Genomic DNA, 25,896 nt, shown 5'->3' on the forward strand with positions numbered 1-25,896 from the left:
CCCCAGTTAATCAATTTATGCGTAGGAATGCAGTCCGGCAATAATTAAGTTTACCGCAATTAGGTTAAACATAATGATGATAAATCCAATCACTGCTAGCCATGCGGATTTCTTTCCTTCCCAGTCGCGGGATAAACGCAAGTGAAGGAAAGCCGCATAAAAGAGCCACGTAATGAGTGCCCACACTTCTTTTGGATCCCAGCCCCAGAAACGAGACCATGCTTCATGCGCCCAAATCATCGCGAAAATTAATGCACCTAATGTAAAGACCGGGAATCCGATCAGAACTGAACGGTAACCAATTTCATCCATTAATTGCGAGTTTGCTTTTTTAGCAAATGACTGGAACATCATGGCGATCGGACGACGATAAATGAGTCGCATTAATAAATAAATGACAATTCCAGTACCAACTGACCAAACAAATGTCGTTAACGTTTTCGCATTAATGACTGCCGGCATTTCAGCCCAAGGCTCCATCGCACCTGGGGTAAGTGCCTCATATTGATGCATGCCAAACAATGGGGGATAATGATAAACCATTTGAGCCGGTTTTTCATTTTGATCGACATATGTAAATGCCGCCTCATACCCAGTCACTTTAAAAGTTGTTGAAGAAACGATAAAGCCAACGACTAAAATGAGCGTAAAGACAACTGCCTCAAGCCAAAAACGCTCTTTTGACTTTTTCGTCATATCGACATTTTTTAATAAGTAGACAACGCCTGCAACGGCACTAATTGCAAGAATCGCTTCTCCAAGCGCTGCTGTAATCACATGGATTGTTAGCCAATAACTTTTCAATGCTGGTATAAGCGGTGTAATTTCCCTCGGAAACATACTTGCATAGCCGATGATAATAATCGCAATTGGCAGTGCAAACAAACCAAGGGATGGCGTTCGATAGATAAAGAATAACAATATGAACGCCCCGACAAGCATCATGCCAAATGCCGTTGTAAATTCAAACATATTACTTACAGGTGCATGACCTGATGCAATCCATCTCGTAATAAAATAGCCAACTTGGGAAACAAATCCGATAATCGTAATAGCTATTCCAATTGTTCCCCATCGATTATTTTGATAAGTTGCTTCCGATTTCGCGCCTTTTACGGCACCGCCAAAAAATAGCGTGGCTACAAGGTAAGCAATAAACGATATCAAAAGCAAATTGGCACTTAACGATGCAAGTTCCATTAAGCCTTGTCCCCTTCCTTTTGTGAATTGGACTCTGGATCTTTCCGATCTTCATAATTAGGTAGTTGCGCAAAATCCTTCACTTTGTCAATTTCTTTCCTTAATGAGAACCAGTTTTTATTCGTATGCGCAGCAACCAGCAACTCCCCGTCGGTTCCTTTTTGAATCCAAATTCGACGGTGGTTCCAGTAAGAACCTTGGGCTACACCGATCATGAAAATAATGCCGCCCAATAATAAAATGTATAATGTCTTATCTTTTCGGATCGTTAATCCGGAAATGTTTCTTGTCTCTGCACTTAAGAAGTTTACTTTATAATTATTCTCTTCTGTTTCCAATGTTTGACGTATCGCAACGAAACTCTTTTCACCTTCTGGTTTCTCGGCAGTCACCATTTTAAAGATAAATGCTGGATTATTAGGTAATGGAGACTTTGAAACAGGCTCCCCATTTTCGATCCCGTCGTAATCAGGGTAATAGTCTAATAGATCAACACGCGCACCATTTCCTAAATCATACGTTTTTTCCGGATTGACCAGATTGACCGTAAACTCACCGAGTGATCCGGCAGATGCTTTATCTGTTAATTGGAATGTCATCGCTTTCAGCTCATCCAAGCGATAATCCATTTGGAAAACATTGTAGCCGCTAAATTTTAGCGGTTTGTTAACGATAATAGAATAGTCTTCTACTTTTTCCAAATCAGCCGTTCCCGGTAAACCATCTTTTGTTTTATAAAGCGTGACGTCTGTCTGGTAATTTTTCGGAATCATGCCAACCCGCTCAAGCGCTTCCCCAAACACGTCTTCCGCTTCTTCTTTTGTATAATTTTCTAATATAAATTGATGACTCTCTAAATAATACCCTGGCGCGCCTGGAATCGCCCGCATTTCCCCTTCACGAATCCACATCGTTTCATCTACGTAAAAACCTGGCAGTCCGCGCAGTAAAACCCCTAAAAGAAATATGATTAAGCCTGTATGATTCACATAAGGGCCCCAACGAGAAAAACGGCCTTTTTCAGCTAATATTGCCCCGTCTTCTGTTTTCACATTGTACTTTAACGCTTTGAGTTTCTCTTCCGCCTTCGTCAATGCCTCGTCTGGATTGTCGGAAGGTCCTTCGCCGTAAATCCGCTGTCTTTTCATAAATGATATATGCCGCTTTGTACGTTGCTTCTTTAAAGATTTATAAAGAGGAATGACCCGGTCCACACTCGCAATAATAATCGAAGTTCCTAACATGCCGACTAATATTTTAAACCACCAGCTACTATACATGTCATGGAATCCCAGTTTGTAATAGACAACGCCCGCAAAACCATACAGACGCTCATAGTAGGCAGCAATATCTGCTTCTGCCGTAAATGGAACATACAGTTTCTGCGGAAATATTGTTCCGATTGCCGATGTTGCAAGTACTGCGACAATAATGCTGACTCCTATTTTCACACTCGAAAAGAAGTTCCATATTTTATCAATGATCGATCGCTTATACGTTTGTGATCTTCGGGACGAACCTTCATAGCGCATATCGACAAGCTTGCTCTTTTTTGCTTCTTCGGTTAACGGTCGTCCACAGCTTTCGCAAAGCACCGTGCCAAATGGATTATCGTGACCGCACTGGCATTTGATTTTGTTCATTTTGAACGCTCCTTCATTAAGGCTGAATGCTCTCCATTAATGACTTGATCTCAGCCTCGGACATTTCCCTTGTAATAATCTGTTCAATTTCCCCTTCTTTGTTGATGAAAAACGTCGTCGGTAAAGGAACGACATTATAGGCTTCCTTTACACTTTCGTCCTTATCAATCGCAATTGGAAATGTCAGACCATATTGGTCACGGAATGCCTCTACCTTAAGCTTGGACTCTTTTATATTTACTGCCAATACATGTACGCCTTGATCTTTAAAGTCTTTATATTGGTTTTCGATATAAGGAAACTCCTTTTTACAAGGAGGGCACCAAGTTCCCCAAAAGTTCAACAATACGCCTTGTCCTTTATAATCAGAAAGACGTTGTTTATTGCCTTCCAAGTCAATTAGTTCAAAATCCGGCGCTTGATCGCCGACTGCGAGTACCTTTACTTTATCTTTAGATGCAATAGAAAAAATAATTGCGATCGCTAAAACTGCTAATGTGATCGTCCTGATAACCAGTCGCTTATTTTTCTTAGCTGACTTCGCCACGTTTACCGCCTCCTATCATTCATATGCTGAGTAAGTAATTGATCCACCTATTATTATAACAAAAAGAAATCTGTCGAAACTTGAAATAATGAGTGGATTGTGAACTTTCTAAGGACTATCCAATCTTCCCCGTTTCCGCTAGGACACGGAGCTGCTTCACTTCGTGCGTTGTCAATTCACGTACTTCTCCCGCGTTCAATCCGCGCGTTGTTAACATGGCGAACGATTCCCTTCTGAGCTTTTGAACCGGGCAGCCAATCGCATCAAACATTCTGCGTACTTGCCGGTTGCGTCCTTCATGAATGGTAATTTCGACAATTGCCGTTCCAGTTTTTCGGTCAACGGTACTCATTTTTACACGTGCAGGTGCTGTTTTCCCGTCTTCCAGCTCAATCCCTCGTTCTAATTGGCGCAATGATTCGCGACTTGGAATTCCTTTCACTTTTGCAACATACGTTTTTTTAATGCCGAATTTAGGATGGGTCATCAGATAAGAGAAGTCCCCGTCATTCGTTAACAAAATAAGACCCGATGTATCATAATCAAGACGGCCTACGGGAAATATTCGTTCTTCTACATGAGGAACCAAGTCGAGCACCGTTTTTCTACCTTTTTCATCATGAACAGTTGACAAATATCCTCGCGGTTTATATAACAAATAATAGACAAATTGCTCTTTCACAAGTTCAATTCCCTCAACTTCTACTCGATCCGTCCGCGTTACCTTTGTGCCTAATTCAGTGACGACTTTGCCGTTCACTTTTACTTTCCCGTCAATAATGAGTTGTTCGGATTTTCTTCTCGATGCAACGCCTGCGCGTGCTAGTACTTTTTGTAATCTTTCCATCTGAGTCACCCCGCCTGTTAGTCTGTGAAAAATTATGTCATACTTCTCGTAAAAATAAAAGAAGACTGACCTATATAAGGTCAGTCTTCACCAAAAATTTGGTTTTCACCTCAATTATTGCTGAATATCTACTTCTTTTGTTAGGAGAACGGAATGATCCATGGAAATGGACCACAGACCAGTCGTTCGATCGTGCTTCCCTCTTGGTATTTGAACGATATTCCTCACATTCTTACGTTCTTCGTTTTTTATAAGTAGTTTAATAGGTTCTTCAACTTCGACTTTGACACCGGGTTGGATTTTATACGTTCCTTTTTTTACAACGGTCGCAAGCTTAAATTTGGAAAATGTATCTTCTGCCACTTGCATATGATCTCTCCAATCGTCACCGTCATTTAACGTACAAACAATTATACTTTTTCCATCTTTTTCAAAATAAGTAACAAGCGTTCGCCCTGCCGCTTTTGTAAACCCCGTTTTTCCCGCAATGGCTGTCGGCTCATTTCTTACAAGTCGATGCTTGTTTCCCCAGCTGTATACCTGATCTTTCCCTTCATACGTATGGATTTTTGCGGAAGCAATTTCCCGAAACTTTTCGTTTCTCATCGCATAATACATCATCAATGCCGTTTCATAGGCAGTGGAAAGATGTGCATCATGATGCAAACCGGACGGATTGGCAAAGTATGTATTTTGAAGACCATAATAGAGCGCTTTTTCATTCATTAAGTCAACAAAGCCTTCAACTGACCCTCCCGCATATTCGGCTAGCGCATGGGCAGCATCATTTCCCGATCTTAACATCAGCCCATATAGTAATGCTTCAGAATCCATCGTCGTATTTTGTTTTAAATAAAGTGATGAACCTTCCGCAACAGCCGCTGCCGCTGAAATCGGCACTTCTCCGGGTAACGCACCGCTTTCGAGAAATGTAAATGCCGTCCAAATTTTCGTTAGACTTGCAATCGGAAGCTTTTCGTTCGCATTGCGTCCATCCAATAACCTACCCGTGTCAGCGTCAATGACGGCCCATGCTTGCGCAGAATTCGCTTGAACTGATTTCGTGCCGCCAAGACATAACATTAGCAATAGGAAAACGAACAATGCTCGTTTCAAGAATGGTTTCCTCCCCCGTTATTGTCTACTTCAAAAGCTTCTTGAAACTGTGTCATAAATAAATCTGTATCCCCCACATCTTCTTCATCGTTATGCATAAGAGGCGGCAAATCGCTTAGGGAAGCTAGCCCAAAACGATCAAGAAACAAATCTGTCGTTCCATAAAGAATCGCTCGTCCACTTCCTTCCAAGCGTCCTTTTTCCATGATCAGCCCATTTGAAATAAGGGTATGTATGGGTCCTTCTGATTTTACTCCGCGTAAATCATCTATTTCGACCCGAGTCACCGGCTGTTGATACGCGATAATTGCCAGTACTTCCAGAGAAGCTTGCGTGATTGATTTTGGAGATGAGTTTTCTAGTAACTTTTTGATATCATCCGCATATTCCGCTTTCGTCACAAGTCGGTACGAACCTCCGAACAGCTTTAACGTAAGCCCGCTATCCTGTCGCTGCTCATAACTATTCTTTAGCTGCCCGATAATCGCAAGCATCTGTTCCTCACTCTGTTCCGTCAATGCCATAAGCTGCCTAACGGAAAGTCCTTCATCACCTGCTAAAAACAAAAAACTTTCGGTCTTCCCGACAATTTGATTGTCGACTTCCACTTTTTATACACCCTCCTGCCGGAACATTACCGTCAAATCAGCAAAATTATTATTTTGCTCGACAGTTATGTCATTACATTTCATTAATTCGAGCAACGATAGAAATGTTACAACAAGGCTAGCTGTATCGCCTCGTTCAAACAACGTATAAAAACTACATCTTCCGCCTTCTTTTTCCAGGAAGGACATAATTTCATCCATCCTTTCACTGACAGATATTTCGCTTTTCGCAATACTTGCCGTCAGTGGTGTTTTTAACCGTTTTCGTTCAATCATTTTCTGGAAAGCACCGATGAGGTCAAATACATTTAATGGATCTGCCTGGTCTGTGACATCAACTTCCCCGAAGACCGATAAATCTCCAGGCTCTTTTGTAAAATGATTGGACCGTTCCTCAGCTGATTGTTGAAGCGAAATGGCTGCATCTTTATATTTTCTATATTCTATGAGACGTGCAACGAGTTCATCCCTCGGGTCGTCTTCTATTTCATATTCTATTTCATCGTCAAACGCTTCTCCTTCATGGATTGGCAACAACATTTTGCTTTTAATTTCAAGAAGCGTTGCTGCAAGCACCAAATATTCACTCAGCTCATCTAGCCGAAGAACGCGCATGGCGTGAAGATGTTCTATGTATTGTTGTGTTAGTTCAGCCATAGGAATATCGTAGATATCGATTTCCAGACGGTTAATTAAATGTAATAATAGATCTAGGGGACCCTCAAAAACTTCGAGTCTCACTTTATATGACAATATCGGACACCTGCCTATTGGTCTACTAGAACAAAAGCGTAGGGAGCCTGTTCAGACGCGACAGGCATAAGGCGAGTCGATGCCGTGGCGTTCTTTGCCACAGAGTCGGCTTGACTTATGACCCGAGCGTCTGGCGCCCGGAGCCTAGACGGGAACTGTTCCTGTTCCAACCTTCCGTTGTTCGAGTTTTTATCATTTACTATACAAGAAAGGATTGATTCAATGCACCCATATCATCATCCACTATTCGTAAAGTTTATTGTTTATTTTAATGAGAATCAAGATTTTTTTGAATGCCATGAAGTATTGGAGGAATACTGGAAGTCGCTGCCGAACAGCGATAAGCAGCACCCCCTTACAGCTTTCATATTACTCTCTACCGGCATGTATCACTGGCGAAGACGTAATTTTACCGGAGCCGAAAAGACACTGCAAAAAGCTGTGCTTAAATTCATGAATTTCAAACTGCATGCACCGGATTTCACAGAAGAAATTGATATGCATCAGCTAATTGCAGATGCAAAATTAGCATTCTCTCAGTCTAAAGAACGTTCAAGTTTTAGCCCGTTTCCAATCCATGTATCTTCGGCCACACTCGCTTCGCATGTGAACGAAATGGTGACATCCATAGAGTTATTACCATTTGGAAGCGATGCTGTCATTCATAAACATATGCTCCGGGATCGGTCAGATATTCTACGTAAACGAGAAGAAAAGAAGAAGAGCAGATAGGATTATTCCCCTGCTCCTTCTTCTTTTTCTATGCATTTTTTTATAAAAGATTCTGTTTCATTCGTTGCGAAGCACTTTTTAGCTGGAAATAGGGACTGCAACTTCGATACGATTGCTTGACCGACCCCTTCTCCTCTATAAGATGGATTGACGGAAAGATGATGCAAAATATAAGCATCATCTTTCACTTCGATCCCGATCAGACCAATAATATCATCCTCTTTTTTCGCTAAATAGAGCTGCCAGTCTTCATCGGTTTCATATTGATGGATGGCTTCCTGAAGCTGCTTTGCACTCTTATCGCCAGGCATATAGGAAAGCAAACCCATCGCAATTTTTTCGTATGTTTTCTTATAACGTAAAAGCATCATTTGAATCCCTTCTTTTCTGAAAATCACTACGTAAATACTGGGTAGTATATTTTCCATAATCAGCGGTGTTCATCGATTATTTGCATCCAACTACAACGCTTTTTGTACTAGCGGGGATCGATGTACGGCATCACCCAATACCAATAAATCGCTCCCCATACAATTGCCATTACGATTAACAGAAGAAATAAGAGGATGTTGCGTCTTCTCAAATCTTCTCTCCCCGTTTCGCAAGCTGTAACGGGATGTCCAATCGAATGACGTCTTCATACGTTTCCCTACGAACGACAAGTTGGTGTTCGCTGTCTTCGCAAAATACGATGGCTGGTCTAGGAAGGCGGTTGTAATTGCTTGCCATTGCATACGTATATGCCCCCGTACAAAAAATGGCAATCAGATCTCCTTCCTCGGGATTTGCAATGAATGCTTCTTCGATTAATTTGTCGCCGGACTCACAACATTTCCCGGCAATTGTAACTGGATCGGAATGTGGTACATTCATCCGATTTGCTGTAGCCGCATTATATTTCGCTTCATACAAAGCAGGACGGATGTTATCAGTCATCCCTCCATCTACTGCAATATACTTACGGACTCCCGGAACTTCCTTCGTGCTGCCAGCGGTGTATAACGTTGTTCCAGCATCCCCGACAAGTGATCTGCCTGGTTCTATCCAAATTTCAGGAATTGGGTATTGGAACTCCCGCGTCATCGCCAACACGACAGACGTCATTTCTTCAACATAGGCAGATGGATGGAGCGGCTCATCCTCTTCGGTGTACCGAATGCCAAATCCACCGCCTAAATTTAAAACTGTGCAAATAAATTGATGCTGTTCGCGCCATGCGACCATTTTGTCCATAAGCGCTTTAGCTGCCAATCGAAAAGCGTCTGTTTCAAAAATTTGCGAGCCAATATGACAATGCATCCCAAGCAACCCAATGTAGGGATGGTCGTACAACTGCTTGAAAGCCTCGTCTGCTTGGCCATTTTTCAAGTCGAATCCAAACTTAGAATCTTCTTGACCTGTCGTAATGTAGTTATGCGTGGACGCTTCGACACCAGGCGTTACTCGAATAAGCACCTTCATAGATTCTTTTCGAATTTCTGCAATTTCTTTCACCATCGCAATTTCCGAAAAATTATCAATGACGATGCAGCCTATTTTTTCATCGAACGCTAATTGCAGTTCTGTATAGCTTTTGTTATTACCATGGAAATGGATTCGTTCTCTCGGAAAATCGGCGGCAATTGCTGTATACAACTCTCCCCCTGAGACAACATCTAAAGATAGACCTTCCTGCTGCGCAACTTCATAGATTGCAATAGAGGAAAATGCTTTACTCGCATAAGCCACTTGTGCCTGAATGCCCGCATTTTTAAATGTTTCCTTAAAGGCTTTTGCCCGTTCCCGGAACAAAGCGATATCGTATGCGATTAGCGGTGTACCGTACGAATGTGCAAGATCGACCGTATCGACACCGCCAATTGTCAGGTGCCCCTTTTCATTGACCGTTTGTGTCCCGTAGAAATGCATAACACTTCACCCTCCCGAATTAAATCAATCACGCCTCGGCGTGATTGTGTCCGGATTTTTTCGAGCATACTCGAAAAACTTCCCTTAAAAACCCGTGACATCCGCCGGAGGCTTTATCTTCGTTCAGCGGGTATTTAAATACCAGTTGAACAGGTAAACCACACTTCTTTCATCTTACCATTTATAGAAGTGATAGTCTTCCGCTGAACGAAGATAACTAGAACTTTATCATAATGGAGTGTGAAGTGGCAATGTCCAATGGAACACAATTCCAACAAATAGACAGGTTCAATTTAAATCCATGCTTTAATCTGAGCGCATTTTTGCAATTGCTTCTTCGGCATTTACGCCCATCCAAGTTTTCAACTGGGCTAATATTTTCTTTTCCAACCTTGACACTTGCACTTGGGAAATGCCGATTCGCTCAGCGATATCACTTTGCGTACAATCCAAATAGTAGCGCATATAAATAATCGTTTGATCGCGTTTATTCAATCGCGAAATGACGTCACGCAGCGGGATATGATCAAATACCTTTTCCGATCGATCATCCCTTAGCTGATCCATTAACGTTAAACTGTCTCCCTCATTTTCGTAAAGTTCCTCATGAAGCGAAGCAGGATCTCGCAGCGCATCCGACGCCAAAATAATATCATCAACGGACACTTCTAAAGCAGCGGCCACTTCCGTAATAGAAGGTGATTTTCCATGTTTTTTAATATAATCATCCGTCGCATGACGAATTTTAAAACTAAGTTCTCGAATAGAACGACTGACTTTCACCATGCCATCGTCTCTCAAAAAACGTTGTATTTCTCCAACAATCATCGGAACCGCATACGTTGAGAATTTCACATCATAGGATAAGTCAAATTTGTCAATGGATTTCATCAAACCAATACAACCGATTTGGAATAAGTCTTCAGGGTCTGCCCCTCTTGAAGCGAAGCGCTGAACGATTGACCATACTAACCGTGTATTTCCTTCAACCATTACTCTTCTCGCTTCTTTATCGCCCGATTGAGATGCTTGGATCAATTCACGCATCTTCTCTTGAGACAACAACTCATTCTGCTTTTCAACGGATACGTCCATGGGTCACCTCATTCTGCTTACTTCCGTGACCGGAGAAAAGGTTTTCTCGAATTTAACGACGGTTCCGCTTCCCATGGCGGATTCTACGGAAAGATGGTCGGAAAAACTCTCCATAATGGTAAAGCCCATGCCTGAACGCTCCATAAATGGACGCGTCGTGAACATCGGTTCCATTGCTTGCTCCACGTCAAAAATACCAGTACCCTCATCGCGAACTGTCATCGTTACTTTATGATCCTCGATAACGGCATGAATGGTCACAAGACTTTTTCCATCACATTCATACCCATGTATGATCGCATTTGTTACGGCTTCTGATACAATCGTTTTGAATTCTGATATTTCCTCAATCGTCGGATCTAGTGGTGTGATGAAACAGGTCATCGCCATCCTCGCCAGTGCCTCATTTTCTTCTTTCGCGACGAATGATAGTGTCATTTCATTGTTCATGTAGAACCCCTCCGATTTCTCCAATTGCCACATCTACTGTGCAATGTCTAATGTTGGAACCAAGACCGGAAAAATTGAATATCTTTTCCATCGTCGGGGACGGATTTAATATGAGTGTTTCACCATTTGAAGGAGCCAAGTCACGCATCCTTCCAAGAATCAGCCCGATTCCTGCACTATCCATAAAACCAAGCCGTTCGAGATCCCAAATGATCGCCCTTACTTGTCCAGAAAAAATGGCTGACGAAATCTGAGCACGAATTTGATTTGCCTCATGATTGTCCAGTTCCCCATGCAGTGCTACTACTAAAATCCCGCTGTCTCGTAGTACGATATTAGCCACCGTTAACCGCCTCCTTCTATAGCGAAATATACCACACTATAAGGATGCAATCCTTTCACTTGACAGAACTAGTCACAGACTGTGAAATGTTCTTAAGTTTCGACACTTGCTTACTGCTAAAAAATAGTATGTACGATTTCTAAATGATTTACACACTCGCTAAAAAAGAAATAATAAAAACGAAGTGCCTGGCACCACTAACCATCAAATAAAGTATCGAAAAAGGAATCAGATACATTATTTTGACAGCGTGCAGCGGTGCCTGGCACTTCTGAGATAGTTTTTTCTTACAGTTTAGTCTCCTGTGATCACGTCGCCAATTAGGCTCGGGGGCGCGACATAATCGTTCTCTATTCGAATATGTTCCTGAAGAAGCTGAAGAGATTTTTCGATCTCCTTTGAATTTGAGTGAATAATGGCAATGGTTTCTCCTTTTTCCACTGTATCTCCAATTTTTTTCTTTAACATGATCCCAACTGCCGGGTCAATTTGATCGTCTTTCGTGGCCCTGCCTGCGCCGAGAATTGCAGCGGCTACGCCGAGGTCGTCGGCTTCCATCTTCGTAATAAAGCCGGATTGAAGAGCAGGCACCTCTATTTGATAAGTCGCCGTGGGAAGTTTGGAAGGGTCGTGGATGACCGCTTCATTGCCCCCTTGCGCTTTAATCAGCTCACCAAACAGTTTGAGCGCAGAGCCGTCTTTCATGACTGCAGTCAATTGGCCGCGTGCCTCCTCAATCGTTTCGGCCTTGCCACCGACAACAAGCATTTTGCTGCCAAGCACGAGACATAATTCTGTTAGATCTTCAGGCCCTTCACCCTTCAACGTTTCAATCGCTTCTTTCACTTCAAGCGCATTGCCAATTGCAAAACCTAGCGGCTGACTCATATTAGAAATAACCGCCATCGTATTCCTGCCGACTTGACGACCAATGGCTACCATGGATTCTGCCAAAGCTTTTGCATCTTCCACAGTTTTCATAAAAGCCCCTTCGCCAGTTTTAACATCAAGTACAATGGCATCTGCACCCGCCGCAATTTTTTTACTCATAATGGAGCTCGCGATGAGCGGAATGCTGTCGACAGTAGCTGTTACATCTCGAAGCGCATACAAACTTTTATCTGCCGGTGTCAAATTCCCGCTTTGTCCAATGACTGCCACTTTTAGTTCGTTCACTTGATTGATAAACTGCTCTTCCGTCAGTTCAACATGAAACCCTCCAATAGATTCTAGCTTATCGAGCGTTCCCCCGGTATGACCAAGACCACGACCGCTCATTTTGGCAACTGGCACACCACATGCCGCTACAAGAGGCGCCAAGATCAAAGTTGTTGTATCGCCAACGCCGCCCGTAGAGTGCTTATCTACTTTAATGCCTCGAATCGCGGAAAGATCAATTTCATCACCCGATTTGACCATCGCCATCGTTAAGTGGCCTTGTTCCTCGGCTGTCATTCCTTTAAAGTATACGGCCATTAAGAATGCACTCGCTTGATAGTCTGGGATTGTTCCGTTTGTGTATCCATTTACAAAGAATGTAATTTCTTGTTCAGTTAATTGCCCACCATTGCGTTTCTTTTCAATGATATCGACCATTCTAAACAAAATACCCACTCCCCTTTGTCATTTATAAACAATCATCTAGTAGAATCTGAGCCATTTACATCCATTAAAAAGCTCTTGCCAAACTCCGGCAATTTCACGTGAAAATTATCGGCAATCGTCGCGCCGACATCTGCAAATGTTTTACGAAGCGGCAGCGCACCGCCTTTTGTAAACGATGGTGAATAGACGAACAAAGGAACAAACTCTCTTGTGTGGTCAGTTCCTGGCTGCGTTGGATCATTGCCATGATCCGCTGTAATAATAAGCAGATCATCTTTAGCCATTGCCTTCATGATTTCCGGTAATCTAGCATCAAATTCTTGAAGCGCATTGCCGTAGCCAATTGGATCCCGGCGGTGGCCAAATAATGCATCGAAGTCCACAAGGTTTACGAAGCTTAGCCCTTTAAATTCCCTTTGCATGACGTCAACCAATTTGTCGACACCATCCATATTGCTAACGGTACGGACTGACTCTGTAACGCCTTCACCGTTATAAATATCCGCAATTTTCCCAATGGCGATCACGTCATGACCAGCATCCGCCAATTCATTCATAACGGTGCGACCAAAAGGCTTCAACGCATAATCATGCCGATTGGTTGTCCGAGAAAAGTTTCCGATTTCCCCAATGAACGGCCGCGCAATCACTCGTCCTACCAGGTATTCCGGCTGCAATGTTAACTCGCGCGCAATTTCACATATACGATACTGTTCTTCAATCGGAATAACATCCTCATGCGCAGCAATTTGCAAAACAGGGTCAGCAGATGTGTAGACGATGAGTGCCCCTGTTTTCATATGTTCTGGCCCCAGTTCGTCAATGATCGCTGTCCCACTTGCCGGCTTATTGCCAATTACTTTACGACCTGTACGTTGTTCTAGCTGGTCTATGAGCTTTTGCGGAAAACCGTTCGGATAAACTTTAAATGGCTGATCAATATTGAGGCCCATAATTTCCCAGTGCCCTGTCATCGTATCTTTTCCGACCGACGCCTCTTGCATTTTTCCATAAAATCCGACCGGAACTTCCGCTTCGACTACACCTTGAATCGGTTCAATATTCGATAAGCCAAGCTTCCCTAAATTTGGTAAATGGAGACCATTCATCGCTTCTCCAATATGTCCAAGTGTATGGGCACCTTCATCACCAAATAGATGGGCATCAGGTGCTTCCCCGATCCCCACGGAATCTAATACAATTAAGTGAATGCGGTTAAACTGTTTTTTTTCCATAATAGGTCCTCCAATACATGTAATCGCATACATGACGATTTATAAAGACGCCATCGCTGGGGCTTTATCGATTTTATGCCCGCGGGTGAAATTTCACAAATACATCTTTTAACCTAGTGCGGCTCACATGTGTATAGATTTGTGTCGTTGAAATATCTGCATGTCCAAGCATTTCTTGCACCGCGCGAAGATCAGCACCATTTTCAATAAGGTGCGTCGCAAAAGAATGCCTCAAAATATGCGGTGTCAATTCTTTTTGGATCCCGGCTTTTAAGGCATATGTCTTTAATATTTTCCAACATCCTTGTCTCGTCAAACGAGTTCCCCGCAAGTTTACAAATAAAGCTTCGGTTTTCTGCTTTGACGTTAACCTTGGCCGGACTTCTTCCATGTATTGCCTGCAAGCTTCTATCGCCTTTCTGCCTAACGGAACGATTCTTTCCTTACTTCCTTTCCCGAAAACACGGATAAAGCCCATCGATAAATGTAAATCATCAATATTCAGTCCAATACACTCACTTACACGCATACCTGTTCCATATAATACTTCCAATAACGCTGTGTCTCTTATACCTTGCGGCTTCGCGCGATCGGGACTCGAGATAAGTCTGTCTATTTCCTCCAACGATAATACGCGCGGCAATTTCTGTTCAAGTTTAGGAAGTTCTAAGTGGACAGTTGGATCTTGCGTTGTTACTTTTTCCCTCAATAAAAATTGATGAAATGATCGAATCGATGAAATATGCCGTGAGATCGTTCGAGTAGACTTTCCATCCTCTTTTAAACGATGTAAATATTCCAGAATTGTCGATCGCCCGATTTCGTCCAACTTTGCTAGACCAACTTCTTCTATACTACTTATGTATTCAACCAAATCCCGCTTGTAAGATGTGATCGTATTGTGAGATAACTGGCGCTCCACTTTTAAAAAGTGAATATAATCTTCCAATGCATAATGAGCATCTTCCACTCTACGGCCACCTCCTTCCTTCACTGAATAAAGATAAAGATAACAAAAGGGATAGCGTCGCGCCATCCCTCATTTTAATCTTTACTATCATTTTCACCTGATCTGCATCTTTTACAAATCCCATGAAATGTTAACCAATGATCTTTAATGGTGAATTCAAATCGACTTTCAACTATTTTCTCGACATCTCCAAGAAGATCTTCCTGTACTTCATCTACCGTTCCGCATTCAATACAGATCAAATGATGATGAAAATGGGCTGCTCCTTCTTTTCTCAAGTCATATCTTGAAACACCGTCTCCGAAATTGATTTTATCTACAATTTTGAGGTCTGTTAGCAGTTCTAACGTTCGATAGACGGTTGCAAGCCCAATATCAGGTGATTTTTCTTTAACGAGCAAGAATACATCTTCCGCACTCAAATGATCTTCTTCATGTTCCAGAAGTACAAGCACTGTTGCTTCTCTTTGAGGCGTCAACTTATAGCTAGCCCCGTGTAATTGTTTCTTTATGCGTTCAATACGGCCTTCCATTCGACGCCCCCCCAAACTGCCACCATTATACCAAATGGGGTTTCCTTCTGACAACTGAATAGAATGAGCCGTTAGAAAACTACGATTGGAAAACAAAAAGGAAAAGTATTATATCTAAAACTAGAACGATTGCCATTAAAAAGATAAAAACAAATAAAGTTTTGCTAGATTGCTTTTTTCGAAAGTTCGTCCGCATAAAATAAGGAGGGACGAGAATGGCACAAAACATCAGAAATAAAAAGCATGATAAAAACTGGAACGGAAACCACCAAATTGTATATTCAATCATACGCTTACTTGAACTTAATAAGTAAGAAGACGATAGACCAAACAACACACACTTCAAGGCACCTAGAAATAGGACAAGCAGCCGCGTCCTCTGAAATGACGCTAAAACAATTACAATGACAACTAATAAAATTGTTGTTAAAAGAGGTTGGAATATCGTCTTTTCAGCATCCGACATCACCCGGACATCATAAAATGCCAACAATTTTTCGATCGCGGCGACGGGCATTTCACGAAACAGCAAAGCCCCTCCAATATAGCCAACCGCAAGTATGATGAATAGATGGACAATTGGTAAAGAACGGACCACCGGCTACACCCCCGCATAGTTTCTTTAATCTATGCTTGTCCGGTTTGACTTATTAAACATTTATGATTCATTTTTAAACTTGACTGAGTAATTGCTTTACGTAAAGAACAGCAAATGCCGTTTTCGCATCAAAAATCTCGCCTGTTTCCATCATTTTCTCGGCTTCTTCCACTGTTACTTCTAAAAGACCGATGAATTCATCCTCGTCTCCTTCGGCGGGCTGCTCAACCGAATAAAGCCCTTGTGCCAAATACAGATGAATGATTTCATCCGCAAAACCGGGAGAGGTGGCGAATGATTGAATATATGTAAAATCTCTTGCGCCATAGCCTGTTTCTTCTTCCAGCTCGCGAATCGCAGTAATGGCTGGTTCCTCATTCGCCTCGATTTTTCCAGCGGGAATTTCAATCATTGTTCGCTCTAGCGCTTTACGATACTGCTCTACCAGCACTAGTTTATGGTCTTCGGTAACCGCAACAATCGCTACCGCACCAGGATGCTTGATTAGTTCTCGCTTTGCATGACCGCCATCTGGAAGCTCAACCTCTTCAACCCGGAGTGTAATAATTTTCCCTTCATACAGCGTTTCTCCAATAATTGTTTTCTCCTCGTATTTGCTCATATTCCCAACCCTTTCATTTGGATTTAATATTGCGATCATTGTAACATGGAACAATGGGGAGGGGTGTTTTGTATGAATAAAAGAAGATTAGGCAACAGTTCTTTGTTTGTTTCTGAGCTCGGACTTGGCTGTATGTCTTTACCAAATGATCTGCAAGAAACGAAAAATATTATAGATGCGGCAATCGATGCGGGGATTAACTTTTTCGACACCGCGGATCTTTATGCAAACGGACAAAACGAGGCGATTGTTGGCCAAGCACTCAAAAAACGGAGACATGAAATAGTTTTGGCAACAAAGGTTGGCAATAAGATGAACGAAGACGGTAAAAGCTGGACGTGGGATGCTTCCAAAGAACATATAATAGAAGCGGTCAAACAAAGTCTGAAAAGGCTTGGCACCGATTATATCGATTTGTATCAGCTGCACGGCGGTACGATGGAGGACAATATTGATGAAACAATCGATGCGTTTGAAAGTTTGAAGCAGGATGGACTTATTCGCGAATATGGCATTTCTTCTATTCGTCCAACTGTCATTCATCGCTTTTTAGAAAAAAGCGATGCCAGTTCAATTATGATGCAATATAGTCTACTCGACCGAAGACCAGAAGAATGGTTTCCAATGATCCAAAAGGCAGGAGCCTCTGTTATTACCCGAGGAACAATCGCCAAAGGATTCTTAACTGCGGAAGGATTGGAGCGAGCTTCAAAGTCGAATGGTTTTGCAGCGTATAACACGGAACAATTGCGGGAAGCTGTTGCCGCCCTCGCTAATGAAACAGATGATTTGCATGCCGCGGCCATCGCATTTGTGTTACGTGAACAAACTGTCGCGACGGCTCTCATTGGCGCACGGACAACAGAACAATTCACCCGTTCGATTGAAGCCTACAACAAAGAGGTAGCAAAGAAATCCATTGAAGCGCTATCCCATTTAACAGCCGCACATCAATATAAAGAGCACCGACTTTGAGATCGGTGCTCCGTTTTTTCATCTAAAATGACATCTATCAAGCTTATATATTTTTCTCTCCCCAAAAAATTAAAGATTAATTTCCAATACAATCGGGCAATGGTCGCTGCCCATAATTTCGCTGTCAATTGAAGCAGTTACAAAGTTTGACTCCAGTCTGCTCGAAGCAATAAAATAATCAATGCGCCAGCCGATATTCCGTTCCCTGACCTTATTCATAAAGTTTTAATTACGTTGAACTAATAATAACATAAAAAAAAAGAGAAGTAGCACTATGCACCCCCTCTTTTATTCTTTATATTTATTTTTCTTTATATGCACCGATATTCATTAAATACTTAGCACATTCAAGACCTCCTAGCTCTTTACTGACAGTCACTGTTACGGTGATTTGTTTCATTCCTCTTTTTCGTTTTGGTTTTTGTATTGTTTTTTTCATCGCTTATCCTCCTGAAGTTTACTGCTTCAGAAAGACACTTACGTACCACTAAATTTTTAGGACATTTTTTCATTATGAGATGTTTGTTATTTAATACCAATCCCTCAAGTACGTGGAAATATGAAAATTGCCGAATAAATGTTATGTAAAATGAATGGTTAATGTTTTCGAGTTTAATTTTCAGGTTACAATCGCCTTCATAATACCCGTTTACACCTCTATTAGCATGGACACTCCCAAGAGGGTTAAGCTAATATGCTAACCCCCTATAAGGAAGATAAGCCATCCACCTATTACGGATGAAGCGAGTAGTATTTTTTCAATGATGAACACCTCCTAAAAATGGGAATAAAAAAACACCTTCAGAATTGAAGGTGCAACATTATATTAGTAATTAGCAATCAGCGTTTTCAACTAGCCACTCTTTCATTTTTCTGTACTTATCTGTTTCGTCTCTCTCTAATCTTTTGACACTAGGTAGAACTTCATTATTTTTATAATATGTCCTAACCCTGCTTTTAAACTTGGAGAATATGTCTTTTTTATTGAAATGTTTAAATAAGTCGTTGTTCAAATTTGTACTTTCGGAAATTACTTCTTCATCTTCCATTTCAATTGAAAAGATATGATAAACAGGTTTACGACTACCGTTTGCAGAATCATCATGGAAATATCCATAAACATTGTTATCTACAATAATATATTTATCCTCAATCTTCTTTACTTCGTTCCTGTATTCAGCATACGTTTTATAGTCATTACCTAACTTATCAATCAACATACAATTTCTTTTAGCAATAGTGTACCATGATGAACCAGAATAATTATCAAAGGATTCCGAAACCTCTTGCCCATTGTAGGTAAAGCTAGTGTAACTTTTATCGGTGTAGACGTGTGTGCGAACATTGATAATTTCACCATTGTGAGTATATTGTTCGTGTAAATAAACAGGTTTGCTAAACATCCTAATCCCCCTATCGAACTACGTGATAATAGTAGCAAAACAATAGATAGAATTTCATACCAAACAAAAGAGAATCGCAAATCTAATAATTAAAAACACCATCAAATAAAGATAAATTTCAAATCATTAATCTTCGCTAAAATTATTCCTGTATCGTCACCAAATAACCATCTTCAAAATATAAATATTTGTAATTTGGATAAACCCATTGTTCGCTTACACCATACCTAGTCGTCGTTTTATTAATTTTTTGAGGTTTGCCCCATGTAGATTCCCTTACCTCATAATCCGTCATGCCAATAGCAGGTTCATAGGGAATGGGTTCTGCTGTTTTCGCCACTTTTTTATTCTTTCTCTCGTACTCCCGATTTTTATGATCATTGTAACGTCTCTCCCATTCCTCGTATGGAATCTCGCTTTCAAGCATAAAAGCCCTGATTTCGTCTTTAAATTCGCCATCATAATCCGGAGGAATCTTTACATGTAACCCTCCGTATGTGACTTGCCCTGTTTTTTCTTTTAAATCCATTTTCGCTGCATATAAATTTAATATTCTTATTTTTTCACTGTTCTCTAATATCCCCCACGGGATAATATCACTAGCTTCTTCATAATTTTTGTCTGCAATATGTTTTACAATTAAATCTTCCTGTTCTTTAATCTGCTCGTATTCACTCAAAACAGGTTGTTCATCAGTGATTGCTTCCCCATCAGTATCACTACACGCGACTAACATAAGAGTCATTAAAAACACAACAATTGTTTTTAATTTCATTGTATCGCCTCCCCATGACTCGAACTATTCTTGAATAGCCGTCAAATATCCATCCTCGAAATACAAATATTTATAATTCGGATACACCCATTGCTTGCTCACTCACACCATATCTCGTTGTTGTTTTGTTAATTTTGTGAGGTAGACCCCATGTGGATTCCCTTACTTCATAATCAGTCATTCCGATAGTTGGCGCAACCCTATTCCTTTCCCTTTCTTCCTCTTTCATTTTTTCATATTTCTCTCTAAGTGATGGAAAATTATTAACTGTATCAGGTGGAACTGACGACCATCTTCCTTTAGGATCTTGTTTTTCAGCTTCTTCTTGTTTCCTATTATCAATTTCTTCTTGCATCCGTTCTCCTTCTTCTGTTCCCCTCAAAGCTGTTGGTACTCCCATAATCGGCTCTTTTACTTCCTCTGTTGCTTCTGCTTCTTTTGTATCTACCTTTTCAATTTCTCCCTCTATTTCTTCACTGCTTTGAAACTCTTTACCAGAACAGCCCGCAATCAATAAGCAACCCACAATAATTATAAAGATATTTTTCATTCTTCCCCTCCGTAGGTAATATTGAACTGCGTCTATTTTACCATATACAAAGATAGTTTATAGACTTTTCTGTACAATGAAAACACCTTCTTAAGAATGTATCAAATTTAATAGCTGATATATTCAATAAGGCGCTCTAATCGCTCAGGGTTAAATTGGTATAGAAAATGGACTAGGATTGATCATAGAACACTGTGGATTGTCGGGATTAATGTTAATGTGGAATAGAAAAATGTTCATTGCGGTACTAGAATAAAAAATAGGTACGTGAAAAAATTGATTAGGTAGAACACTATTTCATATTTAGGAATCGAAATATATTCAATCATTCCAGAGAATAAATTTTCTCTTGATTTAAAAAGAATTTTCAAATTGTTATTTTACCTTTTATAGTCACCCCCAAAAAGGTTTTAAAAAATTGGCGCAGAATTTTTGACCGGAAAACGACCATTTGGAATGAAAAATTTTGACAAGGACACCCCCAAAAAGAAAATATGCATTTAACAGTGCGCCCGGAAAGTCTAATGTTACGAAGAGTTTTCCGACCACCGAATATATCCAGTAAACGGTAGAAAGCGTATTTCCAGCTACCCACTTCAGGTGGTATACCCTTCCTTACTTTCCAGCACCTCAATACAACGGCCTGTACAAGGGCTACACTAGCATTGAATATACATTGCCTTGAGACATTATAGCACCAACCTACACCAGGCTTGCCCATTGTGTGGCGTTGCGGCCTTGCCTGTACATGATGTGCTTCACAACTCCTTCCCTTCTCTATGCCCCGATGATGGCTGGCGGTATTGGGGTAGTTAGTGCCGTTCTAACGGGGTGACTTATGATAAGCCGGGAGCGTTACCGTTACGCTTGCCTATTGTATGTATTTGAGTTTTGATTGGGGGTTAGCTTTGTGAGAAGCACATACCACTAAAGAATAGTACTGTAAAGAAATTTCCCCTAAGTTGGAAGTTAGTTTCTAACTTTTGTTGCCCCTTTCGTACTTTCCACAAAGCGGCAATATACCCCCTAAAAGAATACTCTACAAAGGTATAGCATCTTGAGTAGCAAGAGAAAGTGTTATATTGTTGTTGAGTATAGGGGGTAAGCACATGGCTTTATTAAGTTGGAATGAAATTAGAGCAAGAGCAATTAAATTTTCGAAAGAATGGGAGAATGAAACAAGCGAACATGCCGAGGCCAAATCCTTTTGGGATGATTTTTTCAATGTTTTCGGTATATCACGCAGAAGGGTTGCAACTTTTGAAAAAAGCGTCAAAAAGACTGGCGGTGAACAGGGGTTCGTTGATCTACTTTGGAAAGGTGTTTTGCTTGTTGAACATAAATCTAAGGGTAAAGATCTGGAGAAAGCCTATCGGCAAGCAAAAGACTATTTCCCCGGTTTAAAAGAAGCAGAGCTACCCAAATACATATTGGTTTCTGATTTTGAAAACTTTGTCCTTTATGATTTAGATGAAGGTGGAGAAAGACGGTTTACATTAAGTCAATTTCCCCAGAATATAGAGTTATTTGGGTTTATAGCGGGTTATCAGAAACAAGAAATCAAAGAACAGGATCCCGTTAATATTCATGCAGCTGAAAAAATGGGAGAGTTACATGATAAGTTAAAAACAATTGGTTATACCGGATATGATTTAGAAGTGTTTTTGGTGCGGCTACTGTTTTGTTTATTTGCTGATGATACAGGGATTTTCGAGAAAAATTTATTCCGGGATTACATAGACGAGGAAACCCGTAAGGATGGCAGTGATTTAGGATTTCATTTAGCGGGGATTTTTGAAACATTGAATATACCGGTAGGGGAACGGGCAACAAATATTGATGAAAATCTTAATCAATTCCCATATGTCAATGGCAGCTTGTTTGCGGATCGGCTAGGTTTTGCAACTTTTGATTCTGAAATGAGAGATTTGCTATTGGAGAGTTCGGCACTAGATTGGGGAAGAATTTCCCCAGCGGTGTTTGGTTCTCTATTTCAAAGTGTTATGGATGCCGAGCAACGTAGAACGCTTGGCGCTCACTATACAAGCGAAGAAAATATCCTAAAGGTGATTAAACCACTATTCTTAGATGATTTATGGGATGAATTTGAAAAAATTAAAAATGCAAGATCTCGAAGAAACGAAAAGCTAAATGACTTTCATGAAAAACTTGCTTCATTGCGGTTTTTAGACCCTGCATGCGGTTGCGGAAACTTCCTCATTATTGCATATCGCGAGCTACGGCTTTTGGAATTAGAAGTTATACGAGAACAGTTGCGTGGACAAATGACTTTAGACATTGATTTGTGGGTAAAAATTGATGTCGATCAGTTTTACGGAATTGAAATTGATGAATTTGCTTCCCAAATTGCCCAGGTTGCTCTATGGCTAATTGACCACCAAATGAATATGAAAATTAGTAATGAATTTGGTGAGTATTTTGTCCGTTTGCCCTTGAGAAAAAGACCTCATATTGTTCACGGAAATGCTTTGCAGCTAGACTGGGAAAGCGTAGTTCCTAAGAGTGAATTGAGTTATATTCTAGGAAACCCACCTTTTGTTGGATCCAGTTTGATGACAAAAGAACAAAAAAATGACCTAGTAGCCGTAACTAAAGGATTAAAGAAGGCAGGACATCTTGATTTTGTTGCTGGATGGTATATAAAAGCTGCTGAATATATACGTTTTACAAAAATACAAGTGGGGTTAGTATCTACAAATTCTGTTTGTCAGGGTGAACAAGCCCTTAATTTATGGAAGTATCTTATGTATCAACTTGATGTGGAGATCCATTTTGCCCATCAAACATTCCAATGGACTAATGAAGCAAGAGGGAAAGCAGCTGTTTATTGTGTTATTGTTGGGTTTAGTTGTATAAAAGGTTTACCTAAAACTTTATTTTCATATCCCCATATAAAAGGGGAGCCTACCTCTAAACCCGTAAATATGATTAATCAGTATTTATTAGACGCCCCGACTATATTTATAGAAAGTCGACGATCACCTATTAGTAATGTTCCCCCTATGATATGGGGTTCAAAAGCTACCGATGGCGGAAATTATATTTTTACAGAAGAAGAAATGATGGATTTTATTGCTAAAGAACCCCTATCCAAAAAGTATTTCCGTCCGTGGATTGGGGCTCACGAGTTAATAAATGGCTACCAACGATATTGTCTATATATAGCTGATTGTCCTCCGACCGAATTAAGGAAAATGCCCCATGTTATTGAACGGGTAGAAGCAGTAAAGCAAATGAGATTAGAAAGCAGGGCCGCTTCTACAAGAAAGTGGGCGGACTATCCAACACGGTTGCGTCAAGATCAAGTTATAGACGAAGATATATTAATTATTCCTGCAGTCTCATCAGAAAACCGAAAGTTTATCCCTATGGGTTATTTTGAGCCTCCTACAATTTGTACCAATGCAGCATTTCAAGTTATTAATGCTGATAAATATTTATTTGGAATACTCAATTCATCCATGCACATGGCTTGGATGAGAACCGTATGCGGTCGGCTAAAAGGGGATTATAGATATTCAAACACACTAGTTTATAATAATTTTATATTTCCCGAACCAACGGAAAAGCAAAAAAGCGATATTGAGAAGAATGCCCAAAAAATACTGGATGTTCGAGGGAAGTACGCAGGCAGCACATTAGCCGACCTCTACGATCCACTTGCTACTCCACCTGATTTATTGAAGGCTCACAATGATCTAGATAGATCGGTTGAGAAAGCCTACGGCAAAACATTCAAAACAGATGAGGATAGGGTAGCGTTCCTATTTGAAAAGTATCAGGAAAAGGTACGAAGCGAAATGACTAAATAGATAGCAGGAAGGAGGAATAAAAAATGTTGAAAAAACGAAGACATTTGCTGATTTCAATTTTTATAATTACGGTAATTTTTGCAGGGTGCAGTCCAAAAGAAAGTGGAAGTGTGGACTTGTATGAAAATTATCCCGAGGGAGTAGAGAATGGAGATGTCAGTAAAGAATACTTTCATGATTTGATGGGATATTTTTTATCCAATGCAAACTATAGGGATGACTTTACGGAATTTATTGGAGAAGATGATTACTATACTCAATCAAGAACTGAAGAATTTAAAGAATTGATAATGGCTAACAGTATTAAAATAAATAGTTATAAGACTATGCCAGTAACAGATGTTGAAAAAGAAATTGATTACTATTTTCGAGAAGCTATTTTACAAAACGAAAAACTTAATAAAACCACTCTCAAGGAATTAAAGACAGAGGAACCAGTTAGTGTAGAATTTTATGATGCGATAACTTCCATATTGGAGGATCAAAATATTGCTTTGGATTTATTACATAAGGTTCTTCTAAAATATAAAATATTTGAGGAATAGTATCTTCGAATTTTAACACGACTCTACAGTAATGCCGTAGGGTCGTTTTTCATTCTCAATTTCTATAAAAAAGAGATAATCAGACATAGAGCGAACCTAATGTAACAAAATACATAATAAGTTACATTCATTTCATTTATTCTATTGACCTTGACCGGAAAGTAGGATATTCTATGTTTAGATAAAAAATATGTTACATTCAAAACACTGATTCTAAAGGGGTTATACATAATGGGAAAATCAAAAGAAATCAAAGACGTACAGCCGATTCGTTCACTAGAAAAGATTGAGGATATGAAATGGTCTTTACGGAAATGGTGCGGTGAACGTGATTACATAATGTTTTTAATTGGAATCAATACAGGATTAAGGGTGAGTGATCTTCTTAACTTGAAAATTAGTGACGTGAAAGGGAAAAAGCGGATTACTGTCAAAGAAGGAAAGACCGACAAGCCCCGTACTATACAGCTTGCCAATATATATGATGAATTGAATACATACATAAACACGCTGGAGGGTACAGAATGGCTTTTCCCGTCCCGTAAAGGTGACAAGGCTATTAGTCGAATACAAGCGTACAGACAACTCAACAAAGCGGCTGATATGGTAGATATTACGGACGGGATCGGCACTCATACAATGCGGAAGACCTTTGGTTACTGGCACTATAAGCAGTTTAAAGATGTGGCGGAATTGCAGATGATTCTAAACCATTCCCACCCTGAAATAACGCTAAAATATATTGGAATCACTGATGAAGAAATAGAAAACAATCTAAAAAATTTCGTGCTTTAAGAGGGACGACTGCATAATGATGAAACTGGAAAACAATAGCGTTTGATATTCGGTATTCTGTCTTTATAAATCAAGTAAAAGCAGCAATTGTATATGGTAACTTAAAAGTGAGCCACTATAACAATTGAAAACTGAGCCACTTTTGATAGAAAATAACCCTAGCATTACGTTAGGGGGAAATATCAGGAGTGATCACATTGAAAGATAAACAGATT

27 protein-coding genes and 1 pseudogene are annotated in these 25,896 nt (G+C 40.4%); 5 read left to right on the plus strand and 23 right to left on the minus strand.

Annotated features, from left to right (window positions below; translation table 11 throughout):
* Positions 1–15 precede the first annotated feature (15 nt).
* The 7 genes from ccsB to AU377_RS09175 form a co-directional block, all read right to left on the minus strand.
* Entirely contained in the window at positions 16–1,200 is a 1,185-nt protein-coding gene (gene ccsB / locus AU377_RS09145; protein WP_067407157.1) for a c-type cytochrome biogenesis protein CcsB, read from the minus strand.
* Complete coding sequence (locus tag AU377_RS09150) at positions 1,200–2,843, minus strand: cytochrome c biogenesis protein ResB (RefSeq protein ID WP_067407159.1); 1,644 nt, start codon at positions 2,841–2,843, stop codon at positions 1,200–1,202. Before AU377_RS09150 ends, ccsB begins: the two co-directional genes overlap by 1 nt.
* Positions 2,844–2,859: 16 nt before the next feature.
* A complete protein-coding gene (resA, locus tag AU377_RS09155) occupies positions 2,860–3,390 on the minus strand; it encodes a thiol-disulfide oxidoreductase ResA (protein ID WP_067407161.1) in 531 nt (176 codons plus the stop codon).
* A 115-nt stretch (positions 3,391–3,505) separates the two neighbouring features.
* Positions 3,506–4,237 carry a pseudouridine synthase gene (locus tag AU377_RS09160; RefSeq protein WP_067407163.1) on the minus strand — a complete coding sequence of 244 codons (732 nt, stop codon included), beginning with the start codon at positions 4,235–4,237 and terminating at the stop codon, positions 3,506–3,508.
* Between the two features lie 114 nt (positions 4,238–4,351).
* Positions 4,352–5,353, minus strand: coding sequence for a D-alanyl-D-alanine carboxypeptidase family protein (locus AU377_RS09165; RefSeq protein WP_067407164.1), 1,002 nt, complete (start codon positions 5,351–5,353; stop codon positions 4,352–4,354).
* Positions 5,350–5,961: an SMC-Scp complex subunit ScpB gene (scpB, locus tag AU377_RS09170; RefSeq protein WP_067407166.1), complete on the minus strand. Its 612-nt coding sequence runs from the start codon at positions 5,959–5,961 to the stop codon at positions 5,350–5,352. Before scpB ends, AU377_RS09165 begins: the two co-directional genes overlap by 4 nt.
* Before the next feature lie 3 nt (positions 5,962–5,964).
* Positions 5,965–6,714, minus strand: a complete 750-nt coding sequence (locus AU377_RS09175; protein ID WP_067407168.1) for a segregation/condensation protein A — start codon at positions 6,712–6,714, stop codon at positions 5,965–5,967.
* A 222-nt stretch (positions 6,715–6,936) separates the two neighbouring features.
* On the opposite strand from AU377_RS09175, the gene AU377_RS09180 reads away from it, so the two are divergent.
* Positions 6,937–7,446, plus strand: coding sequence for a DUF309 domain-containing protein (locus tag AU377_RS09180; protein WP_067407169.1), 510 nt, complete (start codon positions 6,937–6,939; stop codon positions 7,444–7,446).
* Between the two features lie 2 nt (positions 7,447–7,448).
* Here the strand turns inward: AU377_RS09180 and AU377_RS09185 are convergent, their stop codons facing one another.
* From AU377_RS09185 to AU377_RS09235, 11 genes are all read right to left on the minus strand, one after another.
* Positions 7,449–7,814: a GNAT family N-acetyltransferase gene (locus tag AU377_RS09185; protein WP_067407272.1), complete on the minus strand. Its 366-nt coding sequence runs from the start codon at positions 7,812–7,814 to the stop codon at positions 7,449–7,451.
* 211 nt (positions 7,815–8,025) lie between these two features.
* A complete protein-coding gene (lysA, locus tag AU377_RS09190) occupies positions 8,026–9,354 on the minus strand; it encodes a diaminopimelate decarboxylase (RefSeq protein ID WP_067407171.1) in 1,329 nt (442 codons plus the stop codon).
* A 306-nt stretch (positions 9,355–9,660) separates the two neighbouring features.
* The gene (locus tag AU377_RS09195) at positions 9,661–10,449 is read right to left on the minus strand and encodes a SigF/SigG family RNA polymerase sporulation sigma factor (RefSeq protein WP_067407173.1); all 789 of its coding nucleotides are present in this window, start codon (positions 10,447–10,449) and stop codon (positions 9,661–9,663) included.
* Positions 10,450–10,452: 3 nt separating this feature from the next.
* Positions 10,453–10,899: an anti-sigma F factor gene (gene spoIIAB / locus AU377_RS09200; protein WP_067407174.1), complete on the minus strand. Its 447-nt coding sequence runs from the start codon at positions 10,897–10,899 to the stop codon at positions 10,453–10,455.
* Positions 10,889–11,242: an anti-sigma factor antagonist gene (locus AU377_RS09205; RefSeq protein WP_067407176.1), complete on the minus strand. Its 354-nt coding sequence runs from the start codon at positions 11,240–11,242 to the stop codon at positions 10,889–10,891. The genes spoIIAB and AU377_RS09205 overlap by 11 nt, the downstream gene beginning before the upstream one ends.
* Before the next feature lie 294 nt (positions 11,243–11,536).
* Positions 11,537–12,838, minus strand: a complete 1,302-nt coding sequence (locus tag AU377_RS09210; RefSeq protein ID WP_067407274.1) for a pyrimidine-nucleoside phosphorylase — start codon at positions 12,836–12,838, stop codon at positions 11,537–11,539.
* A 41-nt stretch (positions 12,839–12,879) separates the two neighbouring features.
* Positions 12,880–14,082, minus strand: a complete 1,203-nt coding sequence (gene deoB, locus AU377_RS09215; protein WP_067407178.1) for a phosphopentomutase — start codon at positions 14,080–14,082, stop codon at positions 12,880–12,882.
* A 73-nt stretch (positions 14,083–14,155) separates the two neighbouring features.
* Entirely contained in the window at positions 14,156–15,052 is an 897-nt protein-coding gene (gene xerD / locus AU377_RS09220; protein ID WP_067407184.1) for a site-specific tyrosine recombinase XerD, read from the minus strand.
* A 74-nt stretch (positions 15,053–15,126) separates the two neighbouring features.
* Entirely contained in the window at positions 15,127–15,585 is a 459-nt protein-coding gene (locus AU377_RS09225) for a Fur family transcriptional regulator (protein WP_067407186.1), read from the minus strand.
* Between the two features lie 79 nt (positions 15,586–15,664).
* The gene (locus AU377_RS09230) at positions 15,665–16,183 is read right to left on the minus strand and encodes a hypothetical protein (RefSeq protein ID WP_067407188.1); all 519 of its coding nucleotides are present in this window, start codon (positions 16,181–16,183) and stop codon (positions 15,665–15,667) included.
* 73 nt (positions 16,184–16,256) lie between these two features.
* Entirely contained in the window at positions 16,257–16,805 is a 549-nt protein-coding gene (locus AU377_RS09235; protein WP_067407189.1) for an NUDIX hydrolase, read from the minus strand.
* Between the two features lie 72 nt (positions 16,806–16,877).
* On the opposite strand from AU377_RS09235, the gene AU377_RS09240 reads away from it, so the two are divergent.
* Positions 16,878–17,780 (plus strand): aldo/keto reductase, encoded by a 903-nt coding sequence (locus AU377_RS09240; protein ID WP_067407191.1) that lies wholly within the window; start codon positions 16,878–16,880, stop codon positions 17,778–17,780.
* A 69-nt stretch (positions 17,781–17,849) separates the two neighbouring features.
* On the opposite strand, the pseudogene AU377_RS15755 reads toward AU377_RS09240, so the two are convergent.
* The 5 genes and pseudogenes from AU377_RS15755 to AU377_RS09255 form a co-directional block, all read right to left on the minus strand.
* Positions 17,850–18,005 (minus strand): annotated as a pseudogene (locus AU377_RS15755) (exodeoxyribonuclease III); the annotation flags it as partial.
* A 76-nt stretch (positions 18,006–18,081) separates the two neighbouring features.
* Positions 18,082–18,219: a hypothetical protein gene (locus AU377_RS15520; protein ID WP_156450416.1), complete on the minus strand. Its 138-nt coding sequence runs from the start codon at positions 18,217–18,219 to the stop codon at positions 18,082–18,084.
* 394 nt (positions 18,220–18,613) lie between these two features.
* Positions 18,614–19,183 carry a hypothetical protein gene (locus tag AU377_RS09245; RefSeq protein ID WP_067407193.1) on the minus strand — a complete coding sequence of 190 codons (570 nt, stop codon included), beginning with the start codon at positions 19,181–19,183 and terminating at the stop codon, positions 18,614–18,616.
* Between the two features lie 142 nt (positions 19,184–19,325).
* Entirely contained in the window at positions 19,326–19,958 is a 633-nt protein-coding gene (locus AU377_RS09250; RefSeq protein WP_067407195.1) for a hypothetical protein, read from the minus strand.
* A gap of 70 nt (positions 19,959–20,028) precedes the next feature.
* Positions 20,029–20,508 carry a hypothetical protein gene (locus AU377_RS09255; protein ID WP_067407197.1) on the minus strand — a complete coding sequence of 160 codons (480 nt, stop codon included), beginning with the start codon at positions 20,506–20,508 and terminating at the stop codon, positions 20,029–20,031.
* A 1,109-nt stretch (positions 20,509–21,617) separates the two neighbouring features.
* On the opposite strand from AU377_RS09255, the gene AU377_RS09260 reads away from it, so the two are divergent.
* The 3 genes from AU377_RS09260 (at position 21,618) to AU377_RS09270 (ending at position 25,681) form a co-directional block, all read left to right on the plus strand.
* A complete protein-coding gene (locus AU377_RS09260) occupies positions 21,618–24,341 on the plus strand; it encodes a DNA methyltransferase (protein ID WP_067407199.1) in 2,724 nt (907 codons plus the stop codon).
* A 23-nt stretch (positions 24,342–24,364) separates the two neighbouring features.
* A complete protein-coding gene (locus AU377_RS09265) occupies positions 24,365–24,886 on the plus strand; it encodes a hypothetical protein (protein ID WP_067407200.1) in 522 nt (173 codons plus the stop codon).
* Positions 24,887–25,117: 231 nt separating this feature from the next.
* A complete protein-coding gene (locus AU377_RS09270; protein WP_067407202.1) occupies positions 25,118–25,681 on the plus strand; it encodes a site-specific integrase in 564 nt (187 codons plus the stop codon).
* Positions 25,682–25,896 lie beyond the last annotated feature (215 nt).

Source organism: Sporosarcina sp. HYO08, assembly GCF_001563475.1.
GTDB lineage: Bacteria > Bacillota > Bacilli > Bacillales_A > Planococcaceae > Sporosarcina.